This is a genomic window from Microvirga sp. 2TAF3, from assembly GCF_052114965.1.
Taxonomy (GTDB): domain Bacteria; phylum Pseudomonadota; class Alphaproteobacteria; order Rhizobiales; family Beijerinckiaceae; genus Microvirga.
In genome coordinates this window covers 54,782-80,406 of sequence record NZ_JBFRFT010000014.1, presented here as the reverse complement: position 1 = coordinate 80,406, position 25,625 = coordinate 54,782, and the positions used below count along the sequence as shown (strand labels likewise).

At 62.8% G+C, this 25,625-nt stretch carries 28 protein-coding genes, 1 other RNA gene and 1 pseudogene; 16 read left to right on the top strand and 14 right to left on the bottom strand.

Annotated elements, in window-relative coordinates; translation table 11 throughout:
- Nucleotides 1-30: 30 nt before the first annotated feature.
- Nucleotides 31-273: pseudogene (locus AB4Y97_RS14600) on the top strand (chloramphenicol acetyltransferase); the annotation flags it as partial.
- Between the two features lie 16 nt (nucleotides 274-289).
- Here AB4Y97_RS14600 and AB4Y97_RS14595 read toward each other — a convergent pair.
- A complete protein-coding gene (locus tag AB4Y97_RS14595; protein WP_441999775.1) occupies nucleotides 290-874 on the bottom strand; it encodes an NUDIX domain-containing protein in 585 nt (194 codons plus the stop codon).
- 231 nt (nucleotides 875-1,105) lie between these two features.
- Between AB4Y97_RS14595 and AB4Y97_RS14590 the strand changes: the two genes are divergently transcribed.
- The 5 genes from AB4Y97_RS14590 (at nucleotide 1,106) to AB4Y97_RS14570 (ending at nucleotide 5,548) form a co-directional block, all read left to right on the top strand.
- Nucleotides 1,106-2,662 (top strand): CYTH and CHAD domain-containing protein, encoded by a 1,557-nt coding sequence (locus tag AB4Y97_RS14590; RefSeq protein ID WP_441999774.1) that lies wholly within the window; start codon nucleotides 1,106-1,108, stop codon nucleotides 2,660-2,662.
- 60 nt (nucleotides 2,663-2,722) lie between these two features.
- A complete protein-coding gene (gene yihA, locus AB4Y97_RS14585) occupies nucleotides 2,723-3,379 on the top strand; it encodes a ribosome biogenesis GTP-binding protein YihA/YsxC (RefSeq protein ID WP_441999773.1) in 657 nt (218 codons plus the stop codon).
- Nucleotides 3,376-3,747: a DUF423 domain-containing protein gene (locus AB4Y97_RS14580; protein WP_441999772.1), complete on the top strand. Its 372-nt coding sequence runs from the start codon at nucleotides 3,376-3,378 to the stop codon at nucleotides 3,745-3,747. Before yihA ends, AB4Y97_RS14580 begins: the two co-directional genes overlap by 4 nt.
- A gap of 76 nt (nucleotides 3,748-3,823) precedes the next feature.
- On the top strand, nucleotides 3,824-4,738 hold the full coding sequence (argB, locus tag AB4Y97_RS14575; protein ID WP_441999771.1) for an acetylglutamate kinase: 915 nt from the start codon (nucleotides 3,824-3,826) through the stop codon (nucleotides 4,736-4,738).
- A 114-nt stretch (nucleotides 4,739-4,852) separates the two neighbouring features.
- Nucleotides 4,853-5,548, top strand: coding sequence for a pyrimidine 5'-nucleotidase (locus tag AB4Y97_RS14570; RefSeq protein WP_441999770.1), 696 nt, complete (start codon nucleotides 4,853-4,855; stop codon nucleotides 5,546-5,548).
- A 101-nt stretch (nucleotides 5,549-5,649) separates the two neighbouring features.
- Here the strand turns inward: AB4Y97_RS14570 and AB4Y97_RS14565 are convergent, their stop codons facing one another.
- Both AB4Y97_RS14565 and AB4Y97_RS14560 read right to left on the bottom strand, forming a co-directional pair.
- Nucleotides 5,650-6,153, bottom strand: coding sequence for a YciE/YciF ferroxidase family protein (locus AB4Y97_RS14565; protein ID WP_441999769.1), 504 nt, complete (start codon nucleotides 6,151-6,153; stop codon nucleotides 5,650-5,652).
- A 161-nt stretch (nucleotides 6,154-6,314) separates the two neighbouring features.
- Entirely contained in the window at nucleotides 6,315-7,502 is a 1,188-nt protein-coding gene (locus AB4Y97_RS14560; RefSeq protein ID WP_441999768.1) for a DNA recombination protein RmuC, read from the bottom strand.
- 86 nt (nucleotides 7,503-7,588) lie between these two features.
- On the opposite strand from AB4Y97_RS14560, the gene def reads away from it, so the two are divergent.
- The 4 genes from def to truA are packed head-to-tail and all read left to right on the top strand — an operon-like array spanning nucleotide 7,589 to nucleotide 10,296.
- Nucleotides 7,589-8,110, top strand: coding sequence for a peptide deformylase (def, locus tag AB4Y97_RS14555; RefSeq protein WP_441999767.1), 522 nt, complete (start codon nucleotides 7,589-7,591; stop codon nucleotides 8,108-8,110).
- Complete coding sequence (gene fmt / locus AB4Y97_RS14550; protein ID WP_441999766.1) at nucleotides 8,107-9,039, top strand: methionyl-tRNA formyltransferase; 933 nt, start codon at nucleotides 8,107-8,109, stop codon at nucleotides 9,037-9,039. The genes def and fmt overlap by 4 nt, the downstream gene beginning before the upstream one ends.
- Nucleotides 9,036-9,542, top strand: coding sequence for a GNAT family N-acetyltransferase (locus AB4Y97_RS14545; RefSeq protein WP_441999765.1), 507 nt, complete (start codon nucleotides 9,036-9,038; stop codon nucleotides 9,540-9,542). Before fmt ends, AB4Y97_RS14545 begins: the two co-directional genes overlap by 4 nt.
- Before the next feature lies 1 nt (nucleotide 9,543).
- The gene (gene truA / locus AB4Y97_RS14540) at nucleotides 9,544-10,296 is read left to right on the top strand and encodes a tRNA pseudouridine(38-40) synthase TruA (protein ID WP_441999764.1); all 753 of its coding nucleotides are present in this window, start codon (nucleotides 9,544-9,546) and stop codon (nucleotides 10,294-10,296) included.
- Nucleotides 10,297-10,385: 89 nt separating this feature from the next.
- On the opposite strand, the gene AB4Y97_RS14535 is transcribed toward truA, so the two are convergent.
- The 3 genes from AB4Y97_RS14535 to dapD all read right to left on the bottom strand — a co-directional run bounded on the left by AB4Y97_RS14535 (nucleotide 10,386) and on the right by dapD (nucleotide 13,093).
- A complete protein-coding gene (locus AB4Y97_RS14535) occupies nucleotides 10,386-10,976 on the bottom strand; it encodes a hypothetical protein (protein ID WP_441999763.1) in 591 nt (196 codons plus the stop codon).
- A 97-nt stretch (nucleotides 10,977-11,073) separates the two neighbouring features.
- Nucleotides 11,074-12,237, bottom strand: coding sequence for a succinyl-diaminopimelate desuccinylase (dapE, locus tag AB4Y97_RS14530; protein ID WP_441999762.1), 1,164 nt, complete (start codon nucleotides 12,235-12,237; stop codon nucleotides 11,074-11,076).
- Nucleotides 12,238-12,241: 4 nt separating this feature from the next.
- Nucleotides 12,242-13,093, bottom strand: coding sequence for a 2,3,4,5-tetrahydropyridine-2,6-dicarboxylate N-succinyltransferase (gene dapD, locus AB4Y97_RS14525; protein WP_441999761.1), 852 nt, complete (start codon nucleotides 13,091-13,093; stop codon nucleotides 12,242-12,244).
- A gap of 106 nt (nucleotides 13,094-13,199) precedes the next feature.
- On the opposite strand from dapD, the gene AB4Y97_RS14520 reads away from it, so the two are divergent.
- Entirely contained in the window at nucleotides 13,200-13,658 is a 459-nt protein-coding gene (locus AB4Y97_RS14520) for a GNAT family acetyltransferase (RefSeq protein WP_441999760.1), read from the top strand.
- On the opposite strand, the gene recR is transcribed toward AB4Y97_RS14520, so the two are convergent.
- From recR to ffs, 4 genes are all read right to left on the bottom strand, one after another.
- Complete coding sequence (recR, locus tag AB4Y97_RS14515; RefSeq protein WP_441999759.1) at nucleotides 13,626-14,231, bottom strand: recombination mediator RecR; 606 nt, start codon at nucleotides 14,229-14,231, stop codon at nucleotides 13,626-13,628. The genes AB4Y97_RS14520 and recR overlap by 33 nt on opposite strands.
- An 8-nt stretch (nucleotides 14,232-14,239) precedes the next feature.
- Nucleotides 14,240-14,560, bottom strand: a complete 321-nt coding sequence (locus AB4Y97_RS14510; RefSeq protein WP_441999758.1) for a YbaB/EbfC family nucleoid-associated protein — start codon at nucleotides 14,558-14,560, stop codon at nucleotides 14,240-14,242.
- A gap of 10 nt (nucleotides 14,561-14,570) precedes the next feature.
- Complete coding sequence (locus AB4Y97_RS14505) at nucleotides 14,571-16,397, bottom strand: DNA polymerase III subunit gamma/tau (RefSeq protein ID WP_441999757.1); 1,827 nt, start codon at nucleotides 16,395-16,397, stop codon at nucleotides 14,571-14,573.
- Between the two features lie 48 nt (nucleotides 16,398-16,445).
- Nucleotides 16,446-16,542, bottom strand: an RNA gene (ffs, locus tag AB4Y97_RS14500) — signal recognition particle sRNA small type.
- 964 nt (nucleotides 16,543-17,506) lie between these two features.
- On the opposite strand from ffs, the gene AB4Y97_RS14495 reads away from it, so the two are divergent.
- Nucleotides 17,507-18,769: an adenylate/guanylate cyclase domain-containing protein gene (locus AB4Y97_RS14495; RefSeq protein ID WP_441999756.1), complete on the top strand. Its 1,263-nt coding sequence runs from the start codon at nucleotides 17,507-17,509 to the stop codon at nucleotides 18,767-18,769.
- 339 nt (nucleotides 18,770-19,108) lie between these two features.
- Here the strand turns inward: AB4Y97_RS14495 and AB4Y97_RS14490 are convergent, their stop codons facing one another.
- A complete protein-coding gene (locus AB4Y97_RS14490; RefSeq protein ID WP_441999755.1) occupies nucleotides 19,109-19,999 on the bottom strand; it encodes a LysR family transcriptional regulator ArgP in 891 nt (296 codons plus the stop codon).
- A gap of 92 nt (nucleotides 20,000-20,091) precedes the next feature.
- Between AB4Y97_RS14490 and AB4Y97_RS14485 the strand changes: the two genes are divergently transcribed.
- From AB4Y97_RS14485 to nudC, 4 genes are all read left to right on the top strand, one after another.
- Nucleotides 20,092-20,706: a LysE/ArgO family amino acid transporter gene (locus tag AB4Y97_RS14485; RefSeq protein ID WP_441999754.1), complete on the top strand. Its 615-nt coding sequence runs from the start codon at nucleotides 20,092-20,094 to the stop codon at nucleotides 20,704-20,706.
- A gap of 223 nt (nucleotides 20,707-20,929) precedes the next feature.
- Nucleotides 20,930-21,718, top strand: coding sequence for a bestrophin-like domain (locus tag AB4Y97_RS14480; RefSeq protein ID WP_441999753.1), 789 nt, complete (start codon nucleotides 20,930-20,932; stop codon nucleotides 21,716-21,718).
- 172 nt (nucleotides 21,719-21,890) lie between these two features.
- Nucleotides 21,891-22,307, top strand: coding sequence for an HIT domain-containing protein (locus AB4Y97_RS14475; protein WP_441999752.1), 417 nt, complete (start codon nucleotides 21,891-21,893; stop codon nucleotides 22,305-22,307).
- Nucleotides 22,308-22,339: 32 nt separating this feature from the next.
- On the top strand, nucleotides 22,340-23,230 hold the full coding sequence (gene nudC / locus AB4Y97_RS14470; protein ID WP_441999751.1) for an NAD(+) diphosphatase: 891 nt from the start codon (nucleotides 22,340-22,342) through the stop codon (nucleotides 23,228-23,230).
- Nucleotides 23,231-23,390: 160 nt separating this feature from the next.
- On the opposite strand, the gene AB4Y97_RS14465 is transcribed toward nudC, so the two are convergent.
- From AB4Y97_RS14465 to AB4Y97_RS14455, 3 genes are read right to left on the bottom strand one after another with little or no spacing between them, the layout of a single operon-like run.
- The gene (locus tag AB4Y97_RS14465) at nucleotides 23,391-23,936 is read right to left on the bottom strand and encodes a GNAT family N-acetyltransferase (RefSeq protein ID WP_441999750.1); all 546 of its coding nucleotides are present in this window, start codon (nucleotides 23,934-23,936) and stop codon (nucleotides 23,391-23,393) included.
- The gene (locus tag AB4Y97_RS14460; RefSeq protein ID WP_441999749.1) at nucleotides 23,933-24,787 is read right to left on the bottom strand and encodes a prephenate dehydratase; all 855 of its coding nucleotides are present in this window, start codon (nucleotides 24,785-24,787) and stop codon (nucleotides 23,933-23,935) included. The genes AB4Y97_RS14465 and AB4Y97_RS14460 overlap by 4 nt, the downstream gene beginning before the upstream one ends.
- Complete coding sequence (locus tag AB4Y97_RS14455) at nucleotides 24,784-25,527, bottom strand: 3-deoxy-manno-octulosonate cytidylyltransferase (protein WP_441999748.1); 744 nt, start codon at nucleotides 25,525-25,527, stop codon at nucleotides 24,784-24,786. Before AB4Y97_RS14455 ends, AB4Y97_RS14460 begins: the two co-directional genes overlap by 4 nt.
- Nucleotides 25,528-25,625: the final 98 nt, after the last annotated feature.

Genomic DNA, 25,625 nt, shown 5'->3' with positions numbered 1-25,625 from the left:
GAGAGAGCCTTTCCATCGCGGAGACAAAGGATGACTGCCGGCCCTGATCCCCAAGTGCCTCATCCGATGCCCGGGCATCCCCGCGTCGGGTTTCTCAGACCTCTGGTCAATCAGCCCAATATCAAGATTGGCGACTTCACCTATTATGACGATCCGCGAGGCCCGGAGGGTTTCGTCGAAAGATGCGTCCTGCATCATTATGATTTCATCGGCGACAGGCTCGTCATGGGGAGGTTCTGCGCTCTGGCGACCGGCGTCACCTTCCTCAGGAACGTGTCCTGACCGCGATTCAGGCGTTCATCCGCCCTTTGAGCTTCACGTATTGCAGCAGCATGATCGTCTTCGCATCGACGATCTTGCCACTCTCGATCATGGACAGGGCCTCGTCGAGGGACAGCTCCAGGACCTCGATGTCCTCGCCCTCATCCTCGGCCCCGCCACCCTGGCCGATGCGATCATCAGGCGTGTAGCTGGCCACGAAGAAGACCAGCTGCTCGGTGACGCTGCCGGGGCTCATGAAAGCCTGGAAGACGCGCTCAGGGTTGGGAAGCCGGTAACCCAGCTCCTCCTCCGCCTCCTGACGGATGCAGGTCTCCGGATCGTTATCGTCGAGAAGCCCCGCGCAAGCCTCGATCAGCGGTTCGGGATGTCCGCTCAGATATGCCGGCAGCCTGAACTGCCGGACCAGGAGCACCATGCCGCGATCCGGGTCGTAGGGCAGGATGACGGCCCCGTTACCGCGGTCGTAGACTTGGCGGACCTGAGTCTCGACACGGCCGTCACGGCGTGTGTAATCGAAGGTGACCTTCTTCAGGATTGCCCAATCGTCAGAGAGGACTTCGACTGAACGGATCTGGACCGGGTCTCTTCTCATTGTCGGTGTTCCATAGGACTGGCCACGCGGGACTCTCCATTGTTCCAAGTTACCGTGCATGGAACCGAAGCGATTGCACCCCAATGATTCCGTAGGTCAGGGCAGCATTTTCGAAGAGCATCATCGAAGCCCCATCGTGGAAAGCGGCCCGATGCAACGCAATGCCTCCGTTGTTCCATCCGGCATCTGCCCTAGATCAGCTCTGGTGGGGATAATCGTAACGGCTTGTGCATGAGTCCAGCTCGACACGGAAAGAAGGCGGCTCCGAAAACGCATGTGAAGTCGCGCGAGATCGAGCTGAAGCTGGAACTCGCCTCCGGCCGGATCGAGGATCTTCTTGAGCACCCGGCCTTCAACCAGGCGAAGCCGCTCTCCGATCAGAGCGGAACGCTCCATGCGGTCTATTACGATACGCCGTGGCATGCGCTGCGCCGGGCCGGCCTGTCCCTGCGGGTCCGGGAACGGAACGGACACCATGTCCAGACCATCAAGGCGGAACGCACGGAGCGGGGTCTCGCCCTTGATCGCACGGAATGGGAATGCCCGGTCGAAGGAACCATCGACTTGGAGGCCGCGGCATGCACACCCCTCGCCTCGCTTTTGGCGGATGAAGAGACCCGCGAAAGCATCCAGCCCATCTTCGCGGTCGAAACGAATCGGCAGGTCTTGGAAATCGAACGGGAGGCGGCCCTCGTCGAGGTTGCCCTGGATCGCGCCGAGGCGAAGGTGGGAGAGCAATTCATACGCTTCGCGGAGGTCGAGCTCGAACTGAAGCAGGGCAATCCCTCCGCCCTGTTCGCCCTCGCCCGCGATCTGGAGGATATCGCTCCGCTCAGGCTCTCCACAACGACGAAATCCGAGCGCGGCTATCGTCTTCTCGGGGAAGAGGACGCCGGGGCCGTCCATGCCAGCCCTGTCGACGTTCCACCGGGCACGACCGGCGCCGAAGCCTTTCAAGTCATCGCCCGCTCCTGCCTGTTCCAGATCGTCCGGAACGAGGCCGTCGTTCGCCGGGATAGCGACCCGGAAGCCCTGCACCAGATGCGTGTCGGGTTGCGGCGGCTCAATGCGGCGCAATCGCTGTTCAAGCCCATGCTCAAAGGCCGCGAGGGCCGCGCGGTGAAGGCGGATCTGCGTTGGATCGGCAAGAAATTCGGCCGCGTCCGCGACCTCGACATCTATGCGAACAGGCTTCGGGAGGCAGAGTCCGAGGTCGAGAGCAGTGCCTTGAAGGATGTGGAGAAGCAGCGCTCGGACGCCTACGATTCCCTGCGCCGAACCCTGGAGAAGCCACGATTCATGGGGGTGATCCTGCGTGTCGCTGCCTGGATCGAGACCGGAAAATGGCTGAGCAGCAAAAAAAAGCGCGTGTGTGCGGCCCGTGGCGAGCTGGTGGAAGACCGGGCCCTCAAGCAGCTGACGCGCCGCTGGAAGCGGATTCGCAAGCGTGCCGGAAAAGTCTCGAATCTCGACGAAAGACAACGGCACAGGCTTCGCATGAGCATCAAGACGCTTCGCTACGGGGTCGAGTTCTTTGCCGCCACATTCCCAGGGCGCCAGGCCGACAAGCGCCATCATGCCTTGCTGAGCGTTCTCCAGGACCTTCAGGACGAACTTGGCGAGATGAACGACATCACCGTCGCCAGAACCCTTTTCCCCGAACTGGCAAAGCAGGAAGCTGGACAGGCCGAACAACGCCTGAACAAGCTCCTCTCCCGTGCCGAGGTCGCCTCACGCAAGCTGCAGAAGACCAAGCCCTTCTGGGACCGGACGGCAGCGACGCATTAGCCTAAGAAAGGCGAAGCCTGACGCCTTGAAGTACGGCGCCCAAGCGTCGATAAGGGACCCATGACAGAAACGGCACCTGAAACCGACCCCTTCCTCGAGATCGGCCGCAAGCTCTTTGCTGGCGAGGCGGATTTCATCTGGGCGGCGAACTCCCTGAAAAACCTGCCGCCCATGAGCAAGGTCGAGATCGCCTTCGCCGGGCGCTCCAATGTGGGCAAATCGAGTCTCGTGAACGCCCTGACGGGGCGCAACACGCTGGCCCGCACCTCCCATACGCCAGGACGGACGCAGCAACTCAACTTCTTCGATATCGGTGGCCGCTTCCACCTCGTGGATATGCCGGGCTACGGCTATGCCGCCGTCGAGAAGGAGAAGGTGCATGCCTGGACGCAGCTGATCCACGATTACCTGCGCGGCCGCGCCAGTCTTGCCCGCGTCTATGTACTGATCGATGCCCGGCACGGCATCAAGCCTGTCGACGAGGCCGTCCTGGAAACCCTCGACAAGGCTGCCGTCTCCTACCAGATCGTGCTGACCAAGGCGGACGAGCTGAAAAAGGGCGAGATCGAGAAGTGCATGGCCGATACGGCGCAGAAGATCGCCAAGCGGGCCGCAGCCTTTCCTGAGATCATGCCGACGTCGAGCCGCCTGGGCTCCGGCATTCCGGAATTGCGGGCCGGCGTTGCGCGGCTGTTGAGCGAGAGAGGCGAGACATGAGCCTGCCGGACCGCATCCTCGTGGTTCTGGCGGCTCTTTCCGGCCTCCTGGGTGTCGCGCTTTCGGCGGCGGCAGCGCATGTCACCGGCGGCGGAAGCCTTCAGACCGCAGCCCAGTTTCTCTTATTCCATGCGCCTGCGCTCCTCGCCCTCATGGCCCTGGCGACCAATGGCGCCGTCAATGCCAAGCTGGCGCGGCTGGCAGGCTATGTTCTCGTACTGGGCCTCATCCTGTTCTGCGGCGACCTCTCCCGCCGGGCTCTTTCTGGTCTGGCATTGGCTCCGATGGCAGCCCCGACCGGGGGGATCCTCCTGATGATCGGCTGGGTTCTGGCCGGCGCGTCGGGCATTCTTCACCGACGATCCTGAACTCACTGTTTCCAGAGATGGCGAGCTGGGCTAGAACGCTCGCCGGTTTAGTTCCATTCACGCGCTGGGGCCGTCCATGTCCGATTCCAATCCCGCAGCCCACCAGCTGCCTGATGTTCATGTGCAAGCCGAAGTGCTCGTGCAGGCGCTGCCGCATATGCAGCGTTACGACCAGCAGGTCGTGGTGATCAAGTATGGCGGCCATGCCATGGGTGACCGGGCCGCGGCCGAGGATTTCGCCGAGGACGTGGTCCTGCTCGAGCAATCGGGGATCAAGCCCATCGTCGTGCACGGGGGCGGCCCCCAGATCGGTAAGATGCTGGAAAAGCTCGGCATCAAGTCCGAGTTCAAGGCTGGCCTTCGGGTCACCGACGCCGCGACCGTCGAGGTCGTTGAGATGGTGCTCGCCGGCTCCATCAACAAGCAGATCGTCGGCTGGATCGGGGCCGAGGGCGGCAAGGCGGTCGGCCTGTGCGGCAAGGACGGCAACATGGTCACCGCCCGCAAGGTGACCCGCACCACGGTCGACCCTGATTCGAACATCGAAAAGGTGGTCGATTTAGGCTTCGTCGGTGAGCCCGAGAACGTGAACCGCGCGGTTCTGGACCAGGTTCTCAGCGCCGAATTGATTCCGGTTCTGGCGCCCGTGGCGGTGGGACAGGACGGGCAGACCTATAACGTGAACGCGGATACCTTCGCCGGCGCCATCGCCGGCGCGATGACGGCCAAGCGCCTGCTGCTTCTCACCGACGTTCCGGGCGTGCTCGACAAGAACAAGAACCTGATCCCCGACATGACCATCGACGATTGCCGCCGCCTGATCGCCGACGGCACCATTACTGACGGGATGATCCCGAAGATCGAGACCTGCATCTATGCGTTGGAGCGCGGCGTGGAGGCCGTCGTCATCCTCGACGGCAAGGTGCCACATGCGGTGCTTCTGGAGTTGTTCACCGATCACGGAGCCGGGACCATGATCCGTCGGGGGTAGGACTCTTCAAAAACGGGGCTATCGCGCTTATATCAATTCAATGGGGCCGCACCGGCCCCATTGCCGTCTTTGAGTGCCATGAAAATACTACCGATCATCGAAGAAAATCTGCCCATGGAAGAATCGCGAGCCTTCTCGCATGTGGACACTTGGATCTTCGATCTCGACAACACTCTTTATCCGCACACATCGCGGATCTGGCCGCAGGTGGATCAACGGATTACGCTCTATATCGCCGATCTCTTCGGGATAGACGGTCTTTCGGCGCGGGCGTTGCAGAAATATTTCTATCATAAATACGGTACGACCCTGCGCGCTTTGATCGACGAATACGATATCGACCCTTACGACTTCCTCGATTTCGCGCATGACATCGATCATACCGACATCGCCCTGGACGAGAGACTGGGCGCCGCCATCGAGAAACTGCCCGGCCGAAAGCTGATCCTGACCAATGGCTCCCGCAAGCATGCGGAGAACGTGGCGAAGAAGATCGGCATCCTCGACCATTTCGAAGATGTCTTCGATATCGCCGCCGCCAATTTCGTGCCCAAGCCCGACCGGCGAGCTTACGAAAGCTTTCTTGAAAAGCATGCCGTCGAGCCGGCGCAGGCCGCCATGTTCGAGGACATCGCCAAGAATCTCGTCGTGCCGCATGAGCTCGGCATGACGACGACTCTCATCGTCCCCAAGACACTCGATCCGTTCCGCGAGGGCTTTGAGCAGGAGGCCGTCAAGACGCCGCATATCGACCATATCACGAGCGATCTGGCGGATTTCTTGCGATCCAGTGTCCTGCCTTCCAAGTAATCGTCTTTAGAGACCCGCACAACCGAAACCGGCCTCCTTTCGGAGGCCGGTCTTTAGCGGTCCCAACCAGGAGACTGCCGACGCTCTGTCGGGTTAGACGCTTACGCAGCCTGCCTGTTGACCTTGCTTTCGGCAATCCGGTTCAGCTTCTGATCCATGGCCTTTTCCTGATCCAGGATCTGATGAAGAACGCCGGCACAATCCTCACGGCCGAGCTGCTTGGCCCAGGCGACAAGCGTGCCGTAACGCGTAATCTCGTAATGCTCGACGGCTTGCGCGGCAGCCAGCAACGCAGCATCGAGGACCTGCGGATCGTCGATGTCGCCAGCGATATCCTGCGCTTCGTCGATAATGCCGTCGATGGCCGGACAGGTGACGCCTTTCGCATCGTGCCCGTGCATACGGAAGACCTGCTCCACCATCTTCACGTGCTGCTCGGTTTCACCGAGATGCGTCTGGAAATCCTGCTTCAGTTGCGAATCGCTCACCTTGGAGATCATTTCCGGCAAAGCCTTCGTGATCTGCTGCTCGGCATAATAGATGTCCTGCAGGGTATGAATGAAGAGATCATCCAAAGTTTTGATATCCTTCGAGAAAAGGCCCATGACTCAAATCCTTCGGTTGGGGGTGCGGAAAAGCCAGCGCGAAACAGTGGCGTCAGCCTGCGCTGAATGCTGGGAGAACGTCGCGCATTCACGCCAGTTCCAGAATCGGCAATATCGGTCCGAAGGATTGGGATTGTTCCACGAAGATCGAACGGCCGCGTTTATTCCACAGCGCGCAGGCTTCGTCCTTGCAATCGTAGCAATTCCGCGCGGGCACCCGCCTCGCCTTCGTCGAATTCGAGCGTCTCGATTTTCTGACCGCGCTTCACGATCTTGTCCGTAGAGATCCTGATCTGCGCCACATCGTCCTGCGCCTGCCGGAAATGCGCATCGAGCTTTGCCACACGCCCATCGAGGCGTTCCACATCTTCCAGAAGTTTCTGCACCTCGACCTGAATGATGTGCGCCTCCTCGCGAATGCGTGCATCCCTTACCAGAGCCTGCATGACCTGGATCGCAAGTGCGAGAAGAGATGGCGAGACGATCACCACCCGTGCGCGATGCGCCTTCTGCACGACGTCGTCGAAATGTTCGGAGAGATCCGCATAGATCGACTCCGCAGGCACGAACATCATCGCGATGTCCTGCGTCTCGCCGGGAATGAGATATTTCTCGGCGATGTCTTTCACGTGTACGAGCATGTCGCTGCGAACCTTGGCTGCGGCCCGGCTGCGGGCTTCTTCGCCTTTGGCTTCGCGAAACTGGGTAAAGCCTTCGAGCGGGAACTTGGCATCGACCACAAGTCCACGCTCATCGCCCGGCAGGCGCACGAGACAATCGGGACGCATGCGGTTCGACAATGTAGGTTGGAATTCGAAGGCACCGCTCGGCAACCCGTCCCGGATGATCGCCTCCATCCGACCCTGCCCATAGGCTCCCCGGCTCTGCTTGTTGGACAGCACATCCTTGAGGCCGACAATCTCGCCCGTCAGGTCCTTCAGGTTCTTCTGCGCCGCGTCGATGACAGCGAGACGCTCGTGCAGCCTGGACAGGTTTTCCGTCTGGTGCCGGGTGGTCGCCTCCAGCCCCTGGCCGACCCGGTGCTGCAGCCCGTCGATCCGCTCCGAGATCAGCCGCACGAAATCGCTCTGGCGGGTGCCGAACACCTCGGCGATGGTCTGCATCCGCCCCGTCATCTCGGCCTGGATGCGGGTCAGCTCGGCGACCTTGTCGTCCATTTCCCGCGCCCGCTCTGCCGAGACCGCCGCCTCGAAGGCCCGTTCCCGCCGCGTCCGCATCAACAGCAGGGTCACGATTGTCAGGAGAAAGAGACTTGAGGCCGCCATTCCGATCACGAGCCGCCCCCAGGTCAGGGGATAAGAGCCGAGCAGGAGAACGACGTCGTTCATGAGAACAAGCTTCCGGTTGACGAAATCATCCGAACATAAGACGAACGATTTGACCATCCCGGCTCAAGCGCTTATCTCCGCCAATCATGACCATAAGACCCCTTGTCATCCTTCCCGACCCCAAGCTTCGCCTCGTTTCGGAGCCCGTCAAAGAGATCACGGACGAGATCCGCAAGCTCGCCGACGACATGCTCGAGACCATGTATGACGCCCCCGGCGTGGGTCTCGCTGCCATTCAGATCGGCGTGCCCCTGCGCGTGGTCACCATGGACGTGTCGAAATCCGAGAGCGAGCACCAGCCGCTGGTGCTGATCAACCCGGAAGTCACCTGGGCCTCGGAAGAGAAGCGCGTCTATGAGGAAGGCTGCCTGTCGATCCCCGAATATTACGAAGAGGTCGAGCGGCCCGACCGGGTGCGGTTCCGTTACATGAACCTGAACGGTGAAATCGTCGAGCAGGATGCGGAGGCGTTGATGGCGACCTGCGTGCAGCATGAGATTGACCATCTCAACGGCGTCCTCTTCATCGACCATCTCTCGAAGCTCAAGCGGGACCGGGTCATGACCAAGTTCAAGAAGGCGGCCAAGCGCGAGACGAGTGGCGCATGAGTCTCCGTGTCGTCTTTATGGGCACGCCCGACTTCGCGGTGCCGACGCTCTCCGAGATCGTCGGCCAGGGCCACGAGGTCGTCGCGGTCTATACCCGCCCACCCGCCGCCGCGGGGCGCGGCATGGAGCTGAAGCCCTCCCCTGTCCACCGGATGGCGGAGCGGTTCGGCCTGAATGTCCTCACGCCCAAGACCCTGCGCACCGAGAAGGCTGCCGAGACCTTTCGCAATCACGAGGCCGATGTGGCCGTCGTCGTCGCCTACGGCATGCTGTTGCCGAAACCGATCCTCGATGCGCCGCAACTCGGCTGTCTCAACCTCCATGCTTCCCTCCTGCCTCGCTGGCGGGGTGCCGCCCCGATCCAGCGGGCAATCATGGCCGGAGACAGGGAAACCGGCATCGCCGTCATGAAGATGGAGGAGGGCCTGGATACCGGTCCCGTCGCCATGGTCGAGCGCGTGACGATCACGCCCGACATGAATGCGGGTGAATTGCACGACAAGCTCATGAGCCTCGGCGGCGACCTCATGGTGCGGGCGCTTGCCGCCCTGTCCCGCGGTGGGCTGAACTTCACGCCTCAACCCGAAGAGGGCGTGACCTATGCCCAGAAGCTTACGAACGAGGATTCCCGGATCGACTGGTCGAAGCCGGCGCAAGGCGTGCACGACCATGTGCGCGGCCTCTCGCCCTTCCCCGGCGCCTTCTTCACGGCCGATTTCGGCAAGGGTCCGGAGCGGGTGAAGGTTCTGCGTTCCGTCCTCGGCGAAGGCCAGGGCAAGCCGGGCACGCTCCTCGACAATAACGGCCTCGTCGCCTGCGGAGACGGCGCGGTGCGGCTGCTTCAGGTGCAGCGGGCCGGCAAGGGGCCGATGAGTGCGGGTGATTTTATGCGCGGAGTCAGGCTCGATGCAGGGGCAAGCCTCGCATGACTCCCGCCATGCGGATCCGGATCGAGGAACCCGCCGACCGACCCGCGATCCATGCCATCCATGCATCCGCCTTCGGCGGAAAAGCCGAGGCCGAACTTGTGAACCGCCTGCGCGCGGACGGCGATCTCAGCCTCTCCCTTATTGCCTGCGCCGAAGAGCCGGTCGGGCATATCGCCTTCTCGCCCCTCATCCTGGCGGGCACTCCCTCCGTGAAGGCCTGTGCGCTGGCACCTCTGGCCGTTCTGCCGTCGTTCCAGAACCGGGGCATCGGATCGGCCCTTGTCGAGGACGGGCTCCAGCGCCTCGCCGATGCGGGAATGGACTTGGTGCTGGTCCTGGGCGATCCGGATTTTTATGGCGATTTCGGCTTCAGGGCCGAGAGTGCATCGGCTCTCGCGACTCCTTACAACGGCCCCTATCTCCAGACCCTGTTCCTGTCCGAGAAAGGACGGGAAGCCCGCGGGCCGGTCACCTATGCCCGCGCCTTCGCGGAGCTGACCTGACATGCCCCGCTACAAGCTCGTCGTCGAATATGACGGCACCCGTTTCACCGGCTGGCAGCATCAGACGAACGGCCTTTCCGTTCAGCAGGCGGTCGAGGACGCCATCGCGCGCTTCGCCGGGGAGAAGGTGCGCATTCACTGCGCCGGGCGGACCGATTCGGGGGTCCACGCCACCCATCAGGTCATCCATGTGGATCTGAGCAAGGAGTGGCGGGCGGACACGGTGCGTGATGCGACGAATGCCCATCTGAAACCGGCCCCGGTCGCGATCCTGTCGGCGGCAATGGTGCCGGATACATTCAACGCCCGCCTCTCGGCGACCAAGCGCCATTATCTCTACCGCATCCTCAACCGGCGCGCTCCGCCTGCCCTCGAGGTCAACCGGGTCTGGCATGTGGCTTGGCCCCTCGACGCCGCCGTGATGCACGAAGCGGCGCAGACCTTGATCGGCCGGCACGATTTCACGACCTTCCGGGCGGCGGAATGCCAGGCCAACAGCCCGCTTCGCACCCTCGACCGCCTGGATGTGGAGAGGATCGGCGACGAGATCAGGATCTACGCCTCAGCCCGTTCCTTCCTGCACCATCAGGTCCGCTCCATGGTCGGCACCATCGAGCGCGCCGGCGCGGGTCGCTGGTCGGTGGAGGATGTCCAGGCCGCCCTCGACGCGTGCGACCGCACCCGCTGCGGCCCCATGGCGCCCTCGGCAGGCCTCTATCTGATCGGCGTCGACTATCCAGAGCCTATTTCATGATCCCGGCTCATGAAATAGGCTTCATCTTTTTGAAAAGACGCATTTTCCGCCGCAAAACCGGTGTCCACTTTTGCTGAAAATGCTCCCGATTAAGACAAGAGCCCGCGCACGGCCGTGTCGATGAAGGTGTTGAGCGCAATGCCGAGCGCCACGATCCCGAAGGCGAAAAAGCAGGGAACATGGAGCGTGGCCTTGGTGGCGAACCATTGCAGCCGCAGAATAATGGCGAGAAACGCCACGCTGAAGAGGCCCGCCAGAGCCGGAGGTGCCCAGCCGAGCAGCAGCAACAGGACCGGGATCGACATAACCAGCATCCCGATCACGTTGACCCAGTTCGTCACGATGACGAAGGGCACATAGTGCCCGGTGAGCTTGAACTTGCGCGTCACCCAGATCATGGCGACCGGCAGGACGACGAAGCTCGCCACATGGCCAATGGCGACCACGAGATCGATCCACAGACTGTCGAGGAGCGGATGGTCCGGCAGAAGCAGGCCGAGCCGGAGCCGTTCGAAGGCAAGCGACACGATATAGGCCGGAAGCGTCAGCCAGATCGCGGCAAAGGAGCGCCAGAAGCCTCGCTCGCTCATGTCAAAGGCCTTCAGGCCCTCGACCCGGCTGTTGAGCAGATCGAGCGTCCCTTTGAACGAGCGATTGACCTCATCCGCAGTCACGATCATGGGCGGCTCCAAGGAGACGATTGCCCACGAAGAACCGGCAAGAGCCGTGAACGTTCCGCCCCTTCCCGACTTTAGTCGAACATGGCTGCGCGATGCGTCAGACCGCTTCAGGAAAATAGGCTTCCAGCACCTTGCGGTAGATCACGGCAAGCCTGTCGAGATCTGCTACCGGGACCCGCTCGTCGACCTGATGCATGGTCTGGCCGACGAGGCCGAACTCGACCACCGGGCAATCCCTGACGATGAAGCGGGCATCGGACGTGCCGCCCGTGGTCGAAAGCTTGGGACGAATGCCCGTCTCGGCCTCAACGGCATCGGCGATGAACCCGACGAAGGCGTTCGGCTCGGTGAGAAAGGCGAAGGCGTTGGTCGGCTCCATGGTGAGCGTATAACGCACCGTGTTGCCGGCGGCCTCGCGCAGGCGGCAGGCAATCTCCTCCTCCAGGCTCTGCGGCGTCCAGATGTCGTTGAAGCGGATGTTGAAGGTCGCCCGCGCCGAGGCGGGAATCACGTTCGCGGCCGGATTGCCGACATCAACCGTCGTCACTTCGAGATTGGACGCATCGAAGTGTTCTGTGCCGTGATCGAGAGGCTTGGTGATGAGGGCGCTGAGAATGCGCATGAGGTTCGGGATCGGATTATCCGCAAGATGCGGATAGGCCACGTGTCCCTGCTTGCCCTCGACGACCACATGGCCGGTGAGCGACCCGCGCCGGCCAATCTTGATCATGTCGCCGAGCCGGTTCGGATTTGTCGGCTCGCCAAGAATACAGGCATCGAAGCGCTCGCCCCTGCCCTTTGCCCAGTCGAGCAGCTTGACCGTGCCGTTGATGGCGGGCCCCTCCTCGTCCCCGGTGATGAGAAAGCCGATGGAGCCCTTGAAATCAGGCCGCTCCCGGATGAAAGCAAGCGCCCCCGCCATCATGCAGGCGACGCCGCCCTTCATATCGACCGCGCCACGCCCATGAAGCTCGGAGCCGTCGATCACGCCCCCGAACGGATCATGCCGCCAGCGGCTGACATCGCCGGGCGGCACCACATCGGTATGGCCTGCGAAAAGCAGATAAGGCTCACCCTTGCCGTAGCGGGCATAGAGATTCTCAACGTCCGGGGTGCCCGGTTCAGAGAAGACCAGCCGATGCACCTCGAAACCCGCTTCGCGCAGTACGCTCTCGATGAAGGCGAGCGCCCCACCCTCGGCAGGCGTGACGGAGGGACAGCGGAGGAGTGATTGGGCGAGAGCGAGGGGCGAATGATCCATCGCCTCAGTCTCTCAACAGCTCATTGATCCCGGTCTTGGCGCGCGTCTGAGCATCGACGCGCTTGACGATGACGGCGCAGTAGAGCGACGGGCCGGGGGTGCCGTCCGGCAGGGGCTTGCCGGGGAGCGAGCCGGGAACGACCACGGAATACGGCGGAACGCGGCCGGTGAAGATCTCGCCGGTATTGCGGTCGATGATCTTGGTGGAGGCCGAGATGAACACGCCCATGGAGAGCACCGAGCCCTCGCCCACGATCACGCCTTCCACCACCTCGGAGCGGGCGCCGATGAAGCAGTTATCCTCGATGATGGTGGGATTGGCCTGAAGCGGCTCCAGCACGCCGCCGATGCCGACGCCGCCGGAGAGATGCACGTTCTTGCCGATCTGTGCGCAGGAGCCGACCGTGGCCCAGGTATCGACCATGGTGCCTTCATCGACGTAAGCGCCGAGATTGACGAAGGAGGGCATCAGCACCACGCCGGGCGCGATATAGGCGCCGCGCCGCACGGTGCAGTTCGGCACGGCGCGAAAGCCCGCCTGCTTGAACTCGGTTTCCGTCCAACCGTCGAACTTGGAGGGCACCTTGTCCCACCATACCGCATCGCCGGGACCGCCCTTGATCACCGCCATGTCATTGAGGCGGAAGGACAGAAGGACGGCCTTCTTCAGCCACTGATGCACCTGCCATTCGCCGCCCGACTTCTCCGCGACGCGGGCTTTGCCGGAATCGAGAAGATGCAGCGCCTGCTCCACGGCCTCGCGGATGGGGCCCCTGGTGGAAACATTCACATTGGCCCGGTCCTCCCAAGCGGCATCGATGGTGCGGGCGAGATCGGTAAGGTCGGTCTGGGACATGAGCAACTCGGATGGTGGCTTCGCAGGGACTTTCGAAACCTGATTAGCAACGGTGCTTGAGCCTGTCACCTGAGGAAAGTAAACCAGAAAAATAAGGGGGATCATCATGCTCGAAATCAGCACGCTTCAATCCCATGAGACGGAGGCGGCGGTCGCTCTTTGGCGATCCGTCGGGCTGACCCGGCTCTGGAACGATCCTTATGCCGATATCAAGCTTGCCCTTGAGTCGCCGTTCTCAACGGTTCTGGCGGGTCGCTTCGATGGGCGGCTCGTGGCAACCGCGATGATCGGTTCCGACGGGCATCGCGCCTGGGTCTATTACCTTGCGGTCGATCAGGCTGTGCAGGGGCGTGGTTTTGGCAAGGCCATCATGGAGGCCGGCGAAACCTGGGCGCGCGAGCGGGGTGTCACGAAAATCCAGTTGATGGTCCGCAACGACAATCTCGCCGTCAGAGAGTTCTACAAGACCCTCGGCTACGAGCAGAGCGACGTCGTCGTGCTCGCGCGCTGGCTCGACGAGAACAGCAAGAAGCTAGAAAGCCGTGCGCTGGCGGATCGCCGCTGACAGGGTGCCTTCGTCGAGATAATCGAGCTCGCCGCCGACCGGCACTCCGTGGGCGAGCTTCGTCACCTTCACGGACAGATGCGCGAGAAGCTCGGTGATGTAATGGGCGGTCGTCTGGCCATCGACCGTGGCGTTGAGGGCCAGGATCACCTCTACGACGCCGGGCTCCGAGGCGCGCGCCACGAGGCGATCGAGGTTGAGATGCTCGGGGCGAATCCCATCGAGGGGCGAGAGGACGCCCCCCAGCACATGATAGCGCGCATGGACGGCGCCCGAACGTTCGAGCGCCCAGAGATCGGACACGTCCTCCACGACAACCAGGATCGATTCATCCCGGCGCGGATCGCGGCAGATGGTGCAGGGATCGGACGTATCCACATTGCCGCAGGACGAGCACACGACGATCCGCTCGTTGGCGACGCGCATGGCGTCGCTCAACGGGTTGAGCAGGGTGTCCCGCTTCTTGATCAGATGAAGCGCCGCGCGCCGGGCCGAGCGAGGCCCCAGGCCCGGCAGCCGGGCCAGAAGCTGGATCAGGCGTTCGATCTCGGGACCGGCGACGTTCTGGGCCATTTAAGTCCTCAGAAAAGCTTCAGGCCGGGCGGGAGCGGCAGGCCCTTGGTCAGTTCCGCCATGCGGTCCTGAGCCGTGCGGTCGGCCTTTCCGCGTGCATCGTTCATGGCGGCGACGATGAGATCCTCGAGAATCTCCTTCTCGTCCGGATTCATGAGGGAAGGATCGATGCTGATCGCCTTCAAGGAGCCTTTGCCCGATACCTTCACGGTAACGACGCCGCCGCCGGCGGTGCCCTCGACCTCGACATTGTCCAGCTCGGCCTGGGCGTCCTGCAGCTTCTGCTGCATGGCCTGAGCCTGCTTCATCAATCCCATGATGTCCTTCATGACGGTCTCCTCACTCCAGATCGTCGTCGGCTTCGGTTTCGTGTGCGGCAAGAGCGTCGGCCTCGCCGAGAATTCCCGTTTCGGCGTCGGCAGGTTCGTCCTCCCCCGCCTTCTCAGCTCGCTCGATCACGTTGACGATCTGCGCCCCGGGAAATTTGGCGAGAACGGCCTGGACGAGGGGGTGGTTCGCCGCCCCCTCCTTGCGCTCCCGCTCCGCGGCGGCCGCCTGGTCGCGCAGGGTTGGCGCGCCCTTCTCCGACGAGAGCGCCACCATCCAGCGGCTTCCGGTCCATTGCTGAAGCGCACGCGCCAGATCGTTGGCGATGGTGCGGCTGCCGCCCTCGGTCAGGCTGAGTTCGATGCTGCCCTCCTCGAAGCGGACGAGGCGCACCTCCCGTTCCAAGGCGGCTTTCAGCACGATCTCCCGCTTCTCGCCCGCCATGGCGACCACATCCTCGAAACGGCGCAGCCGCAGGGCGGGCGCCGCTCCTCCGGGCTCCGGCCGCGGCTGCGGGCGGGGTTGAGAGGTCGCAAGCGCCATGTTGCCCGACGTCGCCGGAGCGGATGGACGCGGCGAAGGCGGCGGGCCGCCGCCTGAGAGCGGAGCGCCATCCTTCAGCGCGCGCAGGGCCTCGTCCGGCGTCGGCAGGTCGGCGGCATAGGCGAGGCGCACCAGCACCATTTCCGCGGCCGCGATCGGCCGGTTCGAGGCCTGAACCTCGGGAATTCCTTTAAGCAGAATCTGCCAGGCGCGGGACAGGGTCCGCACGGCAAGCTTCTGCGCATATTCGGTACCGCGAATCCGTTCCGCCTCGGAAAGCGCCGGGTCCTTCGCCGCCTCCGGGATCAGCTTGAGGCGTGTGACGATATGCGAGAAGGCCGCGAGATCGGACAGGATGACGCTCGGATCCGCGCCCGCATCGTATTGCGCGCGAAGCCCCGCGAAGGCGGCCGGCACGTCGCCGCGCATGACCGCCTCGAACAGGTCGATGACCTGCGAGCGGTCGGCAAGGCCCAGCATGTCGCGCACGGTCTCGGACTTCACGATGCCCGCGCCATGGGCGATGGCCTGATCGAGCAGCGAGAGCGAATCGCGGGCCGAGCCCTCCGCCGCGCGGGCGATGGAGGCGAGCGCCTCCTGGTCGGTCTTCACACCCTCGGCGTCGCAGATGCGGCCAAGATGCGCCACAAGCTTGTCCGCATCGATGCGGCGCAGGTCGAAGCGCTGGCAGCGGGACAGGATCGTGACGGGAACTTTGCGGATTTCGGTGGTGGCGAAGATGAACTTCGCGTGCGGCGGCGGCTCCTCCAGCGTCTTCAGGAAGGCGTTGAACGCCTTCTCCGAGAGCATGTGGACCTCGTCGATGATGTAGACCTTGTAGCGGGCAGAGACTGGCGAATAGCGGATGCCGTCGATGATCTGGCGGACATCGTCGATGCCCGTATGCGACGCAGCGTCCATTTCCAGCACATCCACGTGCCGCGATTCCATGATCGCTTCGCAATGGAGGCCAAGCTCGGGCATGTGGATGGTCGGCCCGCCGGTGCCGTCGGGCTTCTGGTAATTGAGGCCGCGGGCGAGGATGCGCGCCGTGGTGGTCTTGCCGACGCCGCGCACGCCGGTCAGCATCCAGGCTTGCGGAATGCGGCCCGTCTCGAAGGCGTTCGAGAGGGTGCGGACCATCGCCTCTTGGCCGATCAGGTCGTCGAAGGTGCGCGGGCGGTATTTGCGGGCAAGGACGCGATAGGGCGAGGCGCTCGACGACGCGGGCGCAGGCGGAAAGCCCGGCAGAGCCGGCTCGTCGTTCGGGGGCGTGCCAGCTGTTGTTTCGTCCATCGGCTGCAAGGCTTTGGGATCTGCATGAGGCGCTCCTGGAAGCGCCGGGGTGGGAGGCTGGACGAAGACCCGTTCGGTCTCGTTAGGGCTGCTTCCTTCCGGACCTGACCCGGTTGGCGAGTGAGACGTCCCTCGCCAACCTCCCACCGCCTATATGGAGTTTTCGCACCCGGAACGCAAGCCGAGTTGTGGCGGGATCCACCTCGCGCCGTCATCCCCGGCCGGAAGCGGCTTAAGCCGCTGGAGGGGAAGGGGATCCATCGGCGTCAGGCAGGATCTGCCGGGTTCGGTTCATGAGACGGCCTCAACTGCAATGAATGGTGTGAATGAACGGGTTTTGAAAACGGCAAGCGTCTTCGGGCTCGGGGCTGATGCGGCCCCAAGCCTGGACGGTGATCGAGGGTGGCGCGACGTGCGGTCCGGCTCGATGATGGAAGGTGGTGGGAAGAGCCGGAGGGCACCTCGCGCACGGCTTGTTTAGGCGGACAGGCGGCCTCGGCTCAGCGATTGCCCGCAACGGACACCGCTTTCAGAGAAGCGGGCGGTCGCGGACCAACCGTGACGCCAGGGCTTGAGCCTGGGCCTCCCGCCGGCCGAGTTTGCGTAAACCCCACCCGCGAGACCGTGCCCGACCCCACAATCACGACGCCTCGCGAGCGCGCCCCTCGGTGGGTCGGGACAGGCCAAGACATAGCCAAGGCTAGGACGATTGTCAAGAACAAAAATAGAACAAACCCTTGCCTCGTGTCATCCCCGGCGGTCAGCAGGACCGGGAAGGGGATCCATCGCGTCAAGGGTAAAGATGGATTTCCTTCCGCTACACTCCGGCCGGGACTGACGGCATCGGCAACAATAGCGCTCTATTAGGGACGAGCAGGGGCGATGAGCCGGCCTTCGGAGGATTTTCTCGACTTCCGTTCAGGACCCGAAGCGGCCCTTTTCCAGGAGTTGGGGATTTCGATCTCGTAGGTAGACCCTTGTGGGTGATCGTGAAAACAACATGGCGGATCCGGAGTTCACAGGCTGCCTCTATTGCAGTTTCTTGCTATGATTGGCTGTAAGCTGCGGGGGGTGTCTGCAGATTGGCCGAGGGCCGAGGGAGCGGACTGATGGACGAACTCTCATCCAAAGAAGCGGATCGGATCGCAGCCCTCGGACTGTACCAGGTCATGAACACCCCACCGGAATTTTCCTATGACGCAGTGACCGAGCTGGCAGCTGAGATCTGTGACTGCCCAGTCGCTCTGATCAGTCTCATGGACGAGCGGCGCGCATGGATGAAATCGAAGTACGGCCTACCAGCCGATATGGTCGAGTGCCCGCGCGAGATCACGATGTGCAACACAACTCTGTGCTCGAATGATCTGATCTATGAACCGGATTTGACCGCGAGCGAACGATTTCGAGATCTGCCCATGGTGACCGGCGAGCCCTATGCCCGGTTTTATTGCGGGATGCCCCTCATCAACCGGGAAGGGTTTGCCCTTGGAACACTCTGCGTCCTAGGGTTTGAACCCCATCAGTTGAGCCCGTCGCAGCGTGAAGCGGTGCGCCGCCTAGCGCAGCAGGCGATGGCCCAGCTTGAGCTGCGCAGGCAGCTCCTCGAGCGCGATGAACTCTTGGGCGAACTCTCGCAAGCAAAGGCCGCAGCCGAAGCGGCTCGCGAGCGTTCGGACCAGCTTCTCAAAAGCATTCTTCCGGAATCGATTGCTGAGGAACTCAAAGCGAATGGTAGGGTCGAGCCGCGCTTCCACGATGCGACCACTATTCTCTTTGCGGACTTCAAGGCATTTACGCGCCTCACTGAAACCCTCGATCCATCTGGACTGATCCGGCAGCTCGACCAGAACTTCGCGCGATTCGACGAGATCGCGGAATCCCACGGGATAGAGACCATAAAGACGGTCGGCGATGCGTTCATTGCAGCTGGTGGCCTGCCGGAGAAAAATCGTAGTCATCCCATCGACGCATGTCTTGCGGCGCTGCAGATGCAAAGTTTCATTCGCGGCTCCAATCGGCAGCGCGAAAGGCTGCGCCTGCCATCATGGGAACTACGCATTGGCATTAACTCCGGCCCCGTTGTGGCCGGGATCGTCGGACAGCGCCGCTTCACCTATGACGTATGGGGCAATGCTGTGAACGTGGCGCAGCGCCTGGAAGAGGCATGTGAACCGGGTCGGGTGAACATCTCCGCCAGCACCTTGCACCAGGTATCCCGTCTGTTCAAAACCGAAGCCCGTGGCTCGGTGCAGGTGAAGCATATTGGAGCCATCGATATGTATTTCCTGGACCGTATTCGCCCGGACTTCTGCACGGATTCGGAAGGATACAGCCCAAACGATGCGTTCTGGAGAGCCAGCGGCACCCGATGAAGCGCAGCATCCGAAAACGTTTTGATCTGAGATCCTAAAGAGGAATCGAGCTTTCCAGAGGTCAACTCGTGCCTTGAGCGGTAGCGGAGATTACGGGAGCAGCGCGTCAGCCGTATGTCAGCTCCTGGCAGATATTGTTGAAAAAGTCTCAGGCGCTGCTTTGGCGGTCTATTGCTAGCGTCAGCGTGCCAGATCAGGCCCATCATCCTGTATGCTGACCGCGCGAAAAATGGCAGTTGCGGCCTTTTTCAATACTATCGACCCGGTGCAGACATTCAACGCCTACACCACGGTAAAGCGACAATGGCAGACAGCTCACGGAGCCCCGAGTACTTGCGCTCAAGTTAGACCGGGCACCAGCATGGCCCTGGCCTCGTGCACGACAGCACGAGTCACATTGCCCAGCACAGGGCTCACAATGCGGCTCTGCTGCCAGAATAACGGGACATCCAACGGTTGGTCCGCCTTGAGCGCAACCAGCCTCCCAGCGCGAAGGTGGTCGATCACGAGCAACTCCGGATTCATGCCCCAGCCGACCCCACCCAGGGCCGCATCCACAAAGGCCTGGGACGAGGGCAGCCAGTGGAGCGGGGGATGGAGGTTGGTTCCGAGCACCTGCCGCAGCCATTCTGCCTGAAGCCGATCCTTCTGATTGAAGATGAGACACGGGGCGCGTGCAGCCGCGAGCTCGCTGAATCCGTCGGCAAACCACCGGGCGCAATACTCTGGGGTTGCGGTCGCAATATAGCGCAGGGCTCCAAGAGGATGGCAGTCACAGCCCTGGATCGGCGTGCTGTGTGCCGTCACTGCCGCCACGACCTCGCCGCGCCGCAGCCATTCCGCACTGTGGTCCTCATCATCCAGCACCAGATCGAACAGATATCCCTCCGTCTTTGCCATCGCTGCGATGAACCAGGTCGCGAGACTATCCGCATTCACGGCAATCCGCAGGGTCACAGGTCGGCGCTCGGCCGGAAGGCCCGGAAGGCTGTCGTGCAAGGAGCTTTCGAGCAGCGCGACCTGCTCGACATGCTGGCATAGGCGCTGACCGACCTCGGTTGCCGTGCAGGGCTGACCCCGGACCACAAGCACAGCCCCAAGCCGCTCCTCCAGCAGCTTGATCCTCTGGGAGATGGCTGAGGACGTGACGTTGAGGTGCTGCGCAGCCCGCTCGAAGCTGCCGGTTCGGATGACAGCCGCGAGGGCGGAGAGGTGAGCATAATCGAGCATTGATTAGAAACTCTAATGCAGGCTGACGAACTTTAACTGTCCTAATCCTGGGGCTTGGCCTAGCTCATGTCGACCCTTTATCGGAGCTCGACATGACTATCCCTCTCTTCGCAGGCTTCATGCTGGGCCTGAGCTTGATCCTCGTCATCGGGGCACAGAACGCCTTCGTGCTGCGCCTGGGCCTGAGGGGCGAGCATGTCCTGGCGGTCGTTTTGACCTGCGCCCTGTCCGACGCCGTGTTGATCCTGGTCGGTGTCATCGGGTTTGCCCAAGTCAGCGCCATCATGCCCTGGGCCGAACCCGTCATGCGCTATGCAGGTGCGGCATTTCTCATTGTGTACGGCGCCCGCAGCTTCAGATCAGCATTCGCGGCCGAGGCCAGCCTGCAGGTGTCAGGTACAGCCACAATCACACTTCAAGGCGCTTTGCTCACCTGCTTGGCGCTCACCTGGCTCAATCCTCACGTCTACCTTGATACCGTTGTGCTGATCGGGTCGATCTCGACCCAGTTTGATGAAGGGCGGGAGATGTTCGCGCTCGGGGCCATGCTCGCATCCTTCACCTTCTTCTTTTCGCTGGGCTATGGCGCACGCCTGTTGCGTCCCATCTTCGCCCGCCCGGGGACATGGCGGGTTCTCGATGGTGGGATCGGTCTCGTGATGTGGGTCACGGCCGCAAGAGTGCTGCTCGCTTCTTCCGGGGTCTAGTAAGCCTCTCTCATAAGCCTCTCTCAGAGCGGTCGACATCGACCGCAACGATGTCTCCCTTGCCTTACGGCCGGGGAGGCGCTGCCGTATGTCCAGGGTGGAAGCCTAAAGGGCGATGCGGCCGTAGAGCCACCAATGCCCCACTACAGCACGGCCTTTTGCGACTTGCGGACAGTTGCTCCCGTCGGTCATATTTTGTGAGGGGATCGGAGCGGACCGTCACATGGCATTCCTGACCACCCTGCCTTTATGGCTGTCCGGCGCCCTCCTCGTCGGCGTGGCAACGCTCCTCGGAATGGCCGCCCCCGGCCTCGTTCGCCGGCGCGTTGCCTCAGAGCGCCTCAGGAACAACAATGAGGTTGCCGGCTTCATGTTCGCGACCATCGGCGTGCTCTATGCGGTGCTGCTAGCCTTCGCCGTGATCATCGTCTGGGAGAAGTTCAGCAACGCGGAGAACGCGGCGGCCCAGGAAGCCGGCGCCGCGGCGACGCTCTACCGGCTGTCCAACGGGATCGGGGGTGATCCCGGCGCCGCCCTCCGCGACAGCCTGACCCGCTACGTCAGAGCGGCCATCACGGAGGACTGGCCCGCGATGGAGCGGAGCGGGGCAAGCCACACCGTGACGCGCGCGCTGGACACCACCTACGCGGCGCTCCTGACGTTCACCCCCGGCGATGGACGTGGGACGGCTCTTCTAGCCGAGGCTCTCCACCAGCTCGATGTCCTGACCGAGGCCCGCCGCACGAGGCTCGTCCTGGCTTCCGGCGCGGTCCCTGGAGTGCTCTGGTTCGTGCTCTTCGGCGGCGCTGTCCTGACGATCGGCTTCACGCTCTTCTTCGGCACCGAGAACCTGCGCGTCCAGGTGATAATGACGGGGATCCTGGCCTTCCTGATCTTCTCGGGGCTGCACGTCATCGTCGCCATCGACCATCCCTTCGCGGGAACGGTGAAGGTGCAGCCGGAGGCGCTCTCGGTAGTGCTGGAGGAATTCGGCACCAAGGCTGCGCCGTAATCGCGCCGAGTGGACCGTGGATTCCCTGCCCCTCCGCCGCGCTCCGGCCGGGAACGACAGGGATGCGCGCGTTGGGGATAGGCACGCGATGCCAAGCTCTTTTCTTTTGCTCGGACGCATTTTCGACGGCGAACCGGATCCACTTCGCCTGAAAATGCTCTAACGTGGCCGCATGACCTCAGCCTTCACTCTCGATTCCCGCCTCGAAGCCGATACGATCCCCATCGGCGATCTGGCCCTGTCCTCGGTCCTGCTTCTGAACGATGCCCGTTTTCCCTGGTTCGTCCTGGTTCCCCGCCTGCCCAATGCAAGCGAACTGACCGACCTGTCGGACGAGCAGGCCGTCCAGGTCATGGAGGAAATCCGCATCGCAACGCGGGTCATGGTGGCGCTTGCCAAACCCGACAAGGTGAATGTGGGCGCGCTCGGTAACATCGTGACCCAGCTCCATATCCACGTGATCGGGCGTTTCCGCTCCGACCCGGCATGGCCTGGTCCCGTCTGGGGCCACGGCACCCGGACGCCCTATCCCGACCATGCGGCCACCGCCCTGATCGAGCGCGCAGTCACCCTTTTCGCGTCCGCCTGATTATTTAAGAAAAACACGCAATGAAACCCACGATGGCCTACATCACGAACCCTCTCGTGCGGCACAGCGCCGAGCGGGACCCCGAGGCGCTTTCCCGCCATGGGAAAGATCCGAATGCCGCCATCGTGCTGCTGGCAGGCGATCTGCCGGTTCTCAAGGCCGGCGAACCGGGAACGGGGCTTCTGCCAGCCTCCGTTTTAAATCGCCTGCCCGCTTATCAGGAGCAGGTCTTTCTCGGGTTTCTGCAGGACAAGCCCGTCATCGCAACTCTCGTAGCTCCCGAGGCGGCGGAGCTGTTCCACGACGATCCGGACTTCGTGGTCGAGAATCTGCGCGCGATCGCCGTGCGCGACCTTGTTCCGGCGCAGGAGCTCGGCACGCTCGCCATGGCCAAATCCTTGCTGGACTGGCATGCCCGCCATCGCTTCTGCGCCAATTGCGGCGCTCCGACCAAGCATGCCCAGGCTGGTTTCCGCCGGGATTGCGCCGCCTGTGGCGCGCAGCATTTCCCGCGCACGGATCCCGTCGTGATCATGCTGGTGACGCGCGGCGACAAATGCCTGCTCGGCCGCCAATCGCGCTTTGCGGAGAAGATGTATTCCTGCCTCGCGGGTTTTCTGGAGCCCGGCGAGACCATCGAGGATGCGGTGCGGCGGGAGGTCTTCGAAGAAGCGGGGGTGCGGGTCGGGAAGGTACGCTATCTTGCATCCCAGCCCTGGCCCTTCCCCTCCTCCATCATGATCGGCTGCGCCGGCGAGGCGGAGACCGACGACATCGTCATCGACGATACGGAGCTGGAAGACGCCCGCTGGTTCACGCGCGACGACATCAGGCGCATGTTGGACGGCGTACACGACGAATTCGCCGCCCCCTCCCCCATCGCCATCGCGCATCATCTGCTGCGTGAATGGATGGGGAGTTAGCGCGCATCCACGTCCTGCTGCCCATCTCACGGCACTACATGGTCTCGAAGCCTCATCCTGAGGAGGTCCCGCAGGACCGTCTCGAAGGAGGGTTCAGTGCACGCTGGAGACGCCGGATCCTTCGAGACGCCTCGCTCCTCAGGATAAGGCGTGGAATGCCCTATCCCACCGAGATAAGGCTTCGCGGAATCGGCTCGAACCGGTAGCCGATTTCCGTCACGGTCTGGCCACGCAATTCGAGCGGTTGTTCGACCGTCGCCTTGCCGCCAAGCGCCTCATAGAAACCGCGCGCGGCAAAATTCTGCTTCAACACCCAGAGTCCGACGGACGAAAAGCTTTGGGCGAGATGATCGAACACGCCCATGGTCAGCCGCCGCCCGAGGCCCCGGCGCTTCACCCTGTCGATGAGGTAGATCACATAAAGTTCCGCCTCGGTGCCGAGCGGGACGGAACCCTTCTCGCGAACCGGACCGCCGCGCGCGAAGCCGACGATTGCGCCGTTCGCATCTTCAACGACCAGAAACTTCGCCTCTGGATCAAGCTTGGCGAGAACGTCGCGCCACATCCTCGCGCGCTCTTCCACGGAGCGCCCCGCCAGCGAATCGGCGTTGAGGAAATCCTTGTACGACTCGCGCCAGCCCTGAACATGCACGCGGGCGACGCCATCGACATCGCCGGCATGGCCGTCGCGGATGCGCAGGGTCACTCGGCGGTGCCCTTGATCTTTTCGCGGAACGGGCTAGCCGGATAGACGCCGAGGATCCGGATTTCCCGCGAGAAGAAATCGAGCTCCTCGAGCGCGCGCTTCAGGTTGATGTCGTCGGGATGTCCGTCGACCTCCGCGTAGAACTGCGTGGCCGTGAAATCACCTTCAAGCATGTAGCTTTCGAGCTTGGTCATGTTGATGCCGTTCGTCGCGAAACCGCCGAGCGCCTTGTAGAGCGCGGCAGGCAGGTTGCGGACGCGGAAGACGAAACTCGTGACGGTCGGCCCCTGTCCCGCCGGGGCCCATTGCGGTGTCTTGGACAGAATGACGAAGCGCGTCGTGTTGTGCGCCTCGTCCTCGACATCCTCCGCAAGGATCTTCAGGCCGTAGATCTTGGCCGCCATGCGCGGCGCGAGGGAGGCCTTGGCCGGATCCTTCCACTCGGAGACTTCGCGCGCGGAACCCGCCGTGTCGCCCGCCACATGGGCTTTCAGCCCGAGCTTGCGGATGATCTTGCGGCACTGGCCGAGCGCATGGACATGGCTGTGCACGCTCTTGATGGTGCCGAGATTGGCTTCGGGCACGCCCATGAGCTGGAAATGAATCGGCAGGAAATGCTCGCCGATGATGTGCAGGCCGGACGTGGGCAGGAGATGGTGGATATCCGCCACGCGGCCCGCGATCGAATTCTCGATCGGGATCATGGCCAAACCGGCCTGTCCTTCGTTCACGGCGGCGAAGGCGTCCTCGAAGGTCGGGCACGGCAGGACCTCCCAATTGGGATGAACCTCTTCGCAGGCGATATGGGAATTGGCTCCCGGCTCGCCCTGGAACGAAATGATCTTGTTCATGGCTTCCTCCGGGCGGCGATCATGTCGCGCGCTCGTTCGAGATCGTGAGGGGTATCGACACCGAGCGGCACGTCGTCCACGACGACGGCATCGATGCGCATGCCGGCTTCGATGGCGCGAAGCTGCTCCAGCTTTTCGCGGGTTTCCAGGGGCGACGGAGCAAGACCGACGAACCGTTGCAGCGCCTTACGGCGGTAAGCATAGAGGCCGATGTGATGATAGAGCGGCCCTTCGCCATAAGGGGCGGTGGCGCGGGTAAAGTAGAGGGCGCGGAAGCGCCCGGGAGAGACCTCGCTCCCCACCATCTTGACCACATTGGGATTGGTCCGCTCCTCGTCCCGCTCGATGGCGGCGACAAGGGTCGCGATATCGACGGAGACATCGGCAAGCGGTGCGACAGATGCCGCGATGGCGGCCGGGTCGATGGTCGGCAGGTCGCCCTGCACGTTCACGACCACATCGTACCGCCCCTCCGGATCGAGTTTTTCCACAGCCTCGAAGATGCGGTCCGAACCGGAAGCATGATCGGCTCGGGTCATGACGGCCTTGCCTCCGGCCCGGATCACGGCCTCGGCGATGGCCTCGGAATCGGTCGCGATGGCGACCGGCCCGATGCCGGCCTCGACCGCCCGGCGCCAGACATGGACGATCATCGGATCGCCCGCGATGTCGGCCAAGGGCTTGTTCGGCAAGCGGGTTGCGGCGAGGCGGGCGGGAATCAGGACAAGAGGATCGGACATGACGGGTGCTTAAAGGAAGGCTGCGCGTCCTTACCAAGGTGGAGCGGGTTTGTCATGGGCGGGTTTTGGCAAGGCAGGCCTGCCTTTTGCTCCTTGAC

What these genes read in the sequence shown, in the direction of transcription:
- AB4Y97_RS14595 (WP_441999775.1), bottom strand. Translation starts at nt 874, where the DNA reads ATGAGAAGAGACCCGGTCCAGATCCGTTCAGTCGAAGTCCTCTCTGAC.
- AB4Y97_RS14590 (WP_441999774.1), top strand. Translation starts at nt 1,106, where the DNA reads ATGAGTCCAGCTCGACACGGAAAGAAGGCGGCTCCGAAAACGCATGTG.
- yihA (WP_441999773.1), top strand. Translation starts at nt 2,723, where the DNA reads ATGACAGAAACGGCACCTGAAACCGACCCCTTCCTCGAGATCGGCCGC.
- AB4Y97_RS14580 (WP_441999772.1), top strand. Translation starts at nt 3,376, where the DNA reads ATGAGCCTGCCGGACCGCATCCTCGTGGTTCTGGCGGCTCTTTCCGGC.
- argB (WP_441999771.1), top strand. Translation starts at nt 3,824, where the DNA reads ATGTCCGATTCCAATCCCGCAGCCCACCAGCTGCCTGATGTTCATGTG.
- AB4Y97_RS14570 (WP_441999770.1), top strand. Translation starts at nt 4,853, where the DNA reads ATGGAAGAATCGCGAGCCTTCTCGCATGTGGACACTTGGATCTTCGAT.
- AB4Y97_RS14565 (WP_441999769.1), bottom strand. Translation starts at nt 6,153, where the DNA reads ATGGGCCTTTTCTCGAAGGATATCAAAACTTTGGATGATCTCTTCATT.
- AB4Y97_RS14560 (WP_441999768.1), bottom strand. Translation starts at nt 7,502, where the DNA reads ATGAACGACGTCGTTCTCCTGCTCGGCTCTTATCCCCTGACCTGGGGG.
- def (WP_441999767.1), top strand. Translation starts at nt 7,589, where the DNA reads ATGACCATAAGACCCCTTGTCATCCTTCCCGACCCCAAGCTTCGCCTC.
- fmt (WP_441999766.1), top strand. Translation starts at nt 8,107, where the DNA reads ATGAGTCTCCGTGTCGTCTTTATGGGCACGCCCGACTTCGCGGTGCCG.
- AB4Y97_RS14545 (WP_441999765.1), top strand. Translation starts at nt 9,036, where the DNA reads ATGACTCCCGCCATGCGGATCCGGATCGAGGAACCCGCCGACCGACCC.
- truA (WP_441999764.1), top strand. Translation starts at nt 9,544, where the DNA reads ATGCCCCGCTACAAGCTCGTCGTCGAATATGACGGCACCCGTTTCACC.
- AB4Y97_RS14535 (WP_441999763.1), bottom strand. Translation starts at nt 10,976, where the DNA reads ATGATCGTGACTGCGGATGAGGTCAATCGCTCGTTCAAAGGGACGCTC.
- dapE (WP_441999762.1), bottom strand. Translation starts at nt 12,237, where the DNA reads ATGGATCATTCGCCCCTCGCTCTCGCCCAATCACTCCTCCGCTGTCCC.
- dapD (WP_441999761.1), bottom strand. Translation starts at nt 13,093, where the DNA reads ATGTCCCAGACCGACCTTACCGATCTCGCCCGCACCATCGATGCCGCT.
- AB4Y97_RS14520 (WP_441999760.1), top strand. Translation starts at nt 13,200, where the DNA reads ATGCTCGAAATCAGCACGCTTCAATCCCATGAGACGGAGGCGGCGGTC.
- recR (WP_441999759.1), bottom strand. Translation starts at nt 14,231, where the DNA reads ATGGCCCAGAACGTCGCCGGTCCCGAGATCGAACGCCTGATCCAGCTT.
- AB4Y97_RS14510 (WP_441999758.1), bottom strand. Translation starts at nt 14,560, where the DNA reads ATGAAGGACATCATGGGATTGATGAAGCAGGCTCAGGCCATGCAGCAG.
- AB4Y97_RS14505 (WP_441999757.1), bottom strand. Translation starts at nt 16,397, where the DNA reads ATGGACGAAACAACAGCTGGCACGCCCCCGAACGACGAGCCGGCTCTG.
- AB4Y97_RS14495 (WP_441999756.1), top strand. Translation starts at nt 17,507, where the DNA reads ATGGACGAACTCTCATCCAAAGAAGCGGATCGGATCGCAGCCCTCGGA.
- AB4Y97_RS14490 (WP_441999755.1), bottom strand. Translation starts at nt 19,999, where the DNA reads ATGCTCGATTATGCTCACCTCTCCGCCCTCGCGGCTGTCATCCGAACC.
- AB4Y97_RS14485 (WP_441999754.1), top strand. Translation starts at nt 20,092, where the DNA reads ATGACTATCCCTCTCTTCGCAGGCTTCATGCTGGGCCTGAGCTTGATC.
- AB4Y97_RS14480 (WP_441999753.1), top strand. Translation starts at nt 20,930, where the DNA reads ATGGCATTCCTGACCACCCTGCCTTTATGGCTGTCCGGCGCCCTCCTC.
- AB4Y97_RS14475 (WP_441999752.1), top strand. Translation starts at nt 21,891, where the DNA reads ATGACCTCAGCCTTCACTCTCGATTCCCGCCTCGAAGCCGATACGATC.
- nudC (WP_441999751.1), top strand. Translation starts at nt 22,340, where the DNA reads ATGGCCTACATCACGAACCCTCTCGTGCGGCACAGCGCCGAGCGGGAC.
- AB4Y97_RS14460 (WP_441999749.1), bottom strand. Translation starts at nt 24,787, where the DNA reads ATGAACAAGATCATTTCGTTCCAGGGCGAGCCGGGAGCCAATTCCCAT.
- AB4Y97_RS14455 (WP_441999748.1), bottom strand. Translation starts at nt 25,527, where the DNA reads ATGTCCGATCCTCTTGTCCTGATTCCCGCCCGCCTCGCCGCAACCCGC.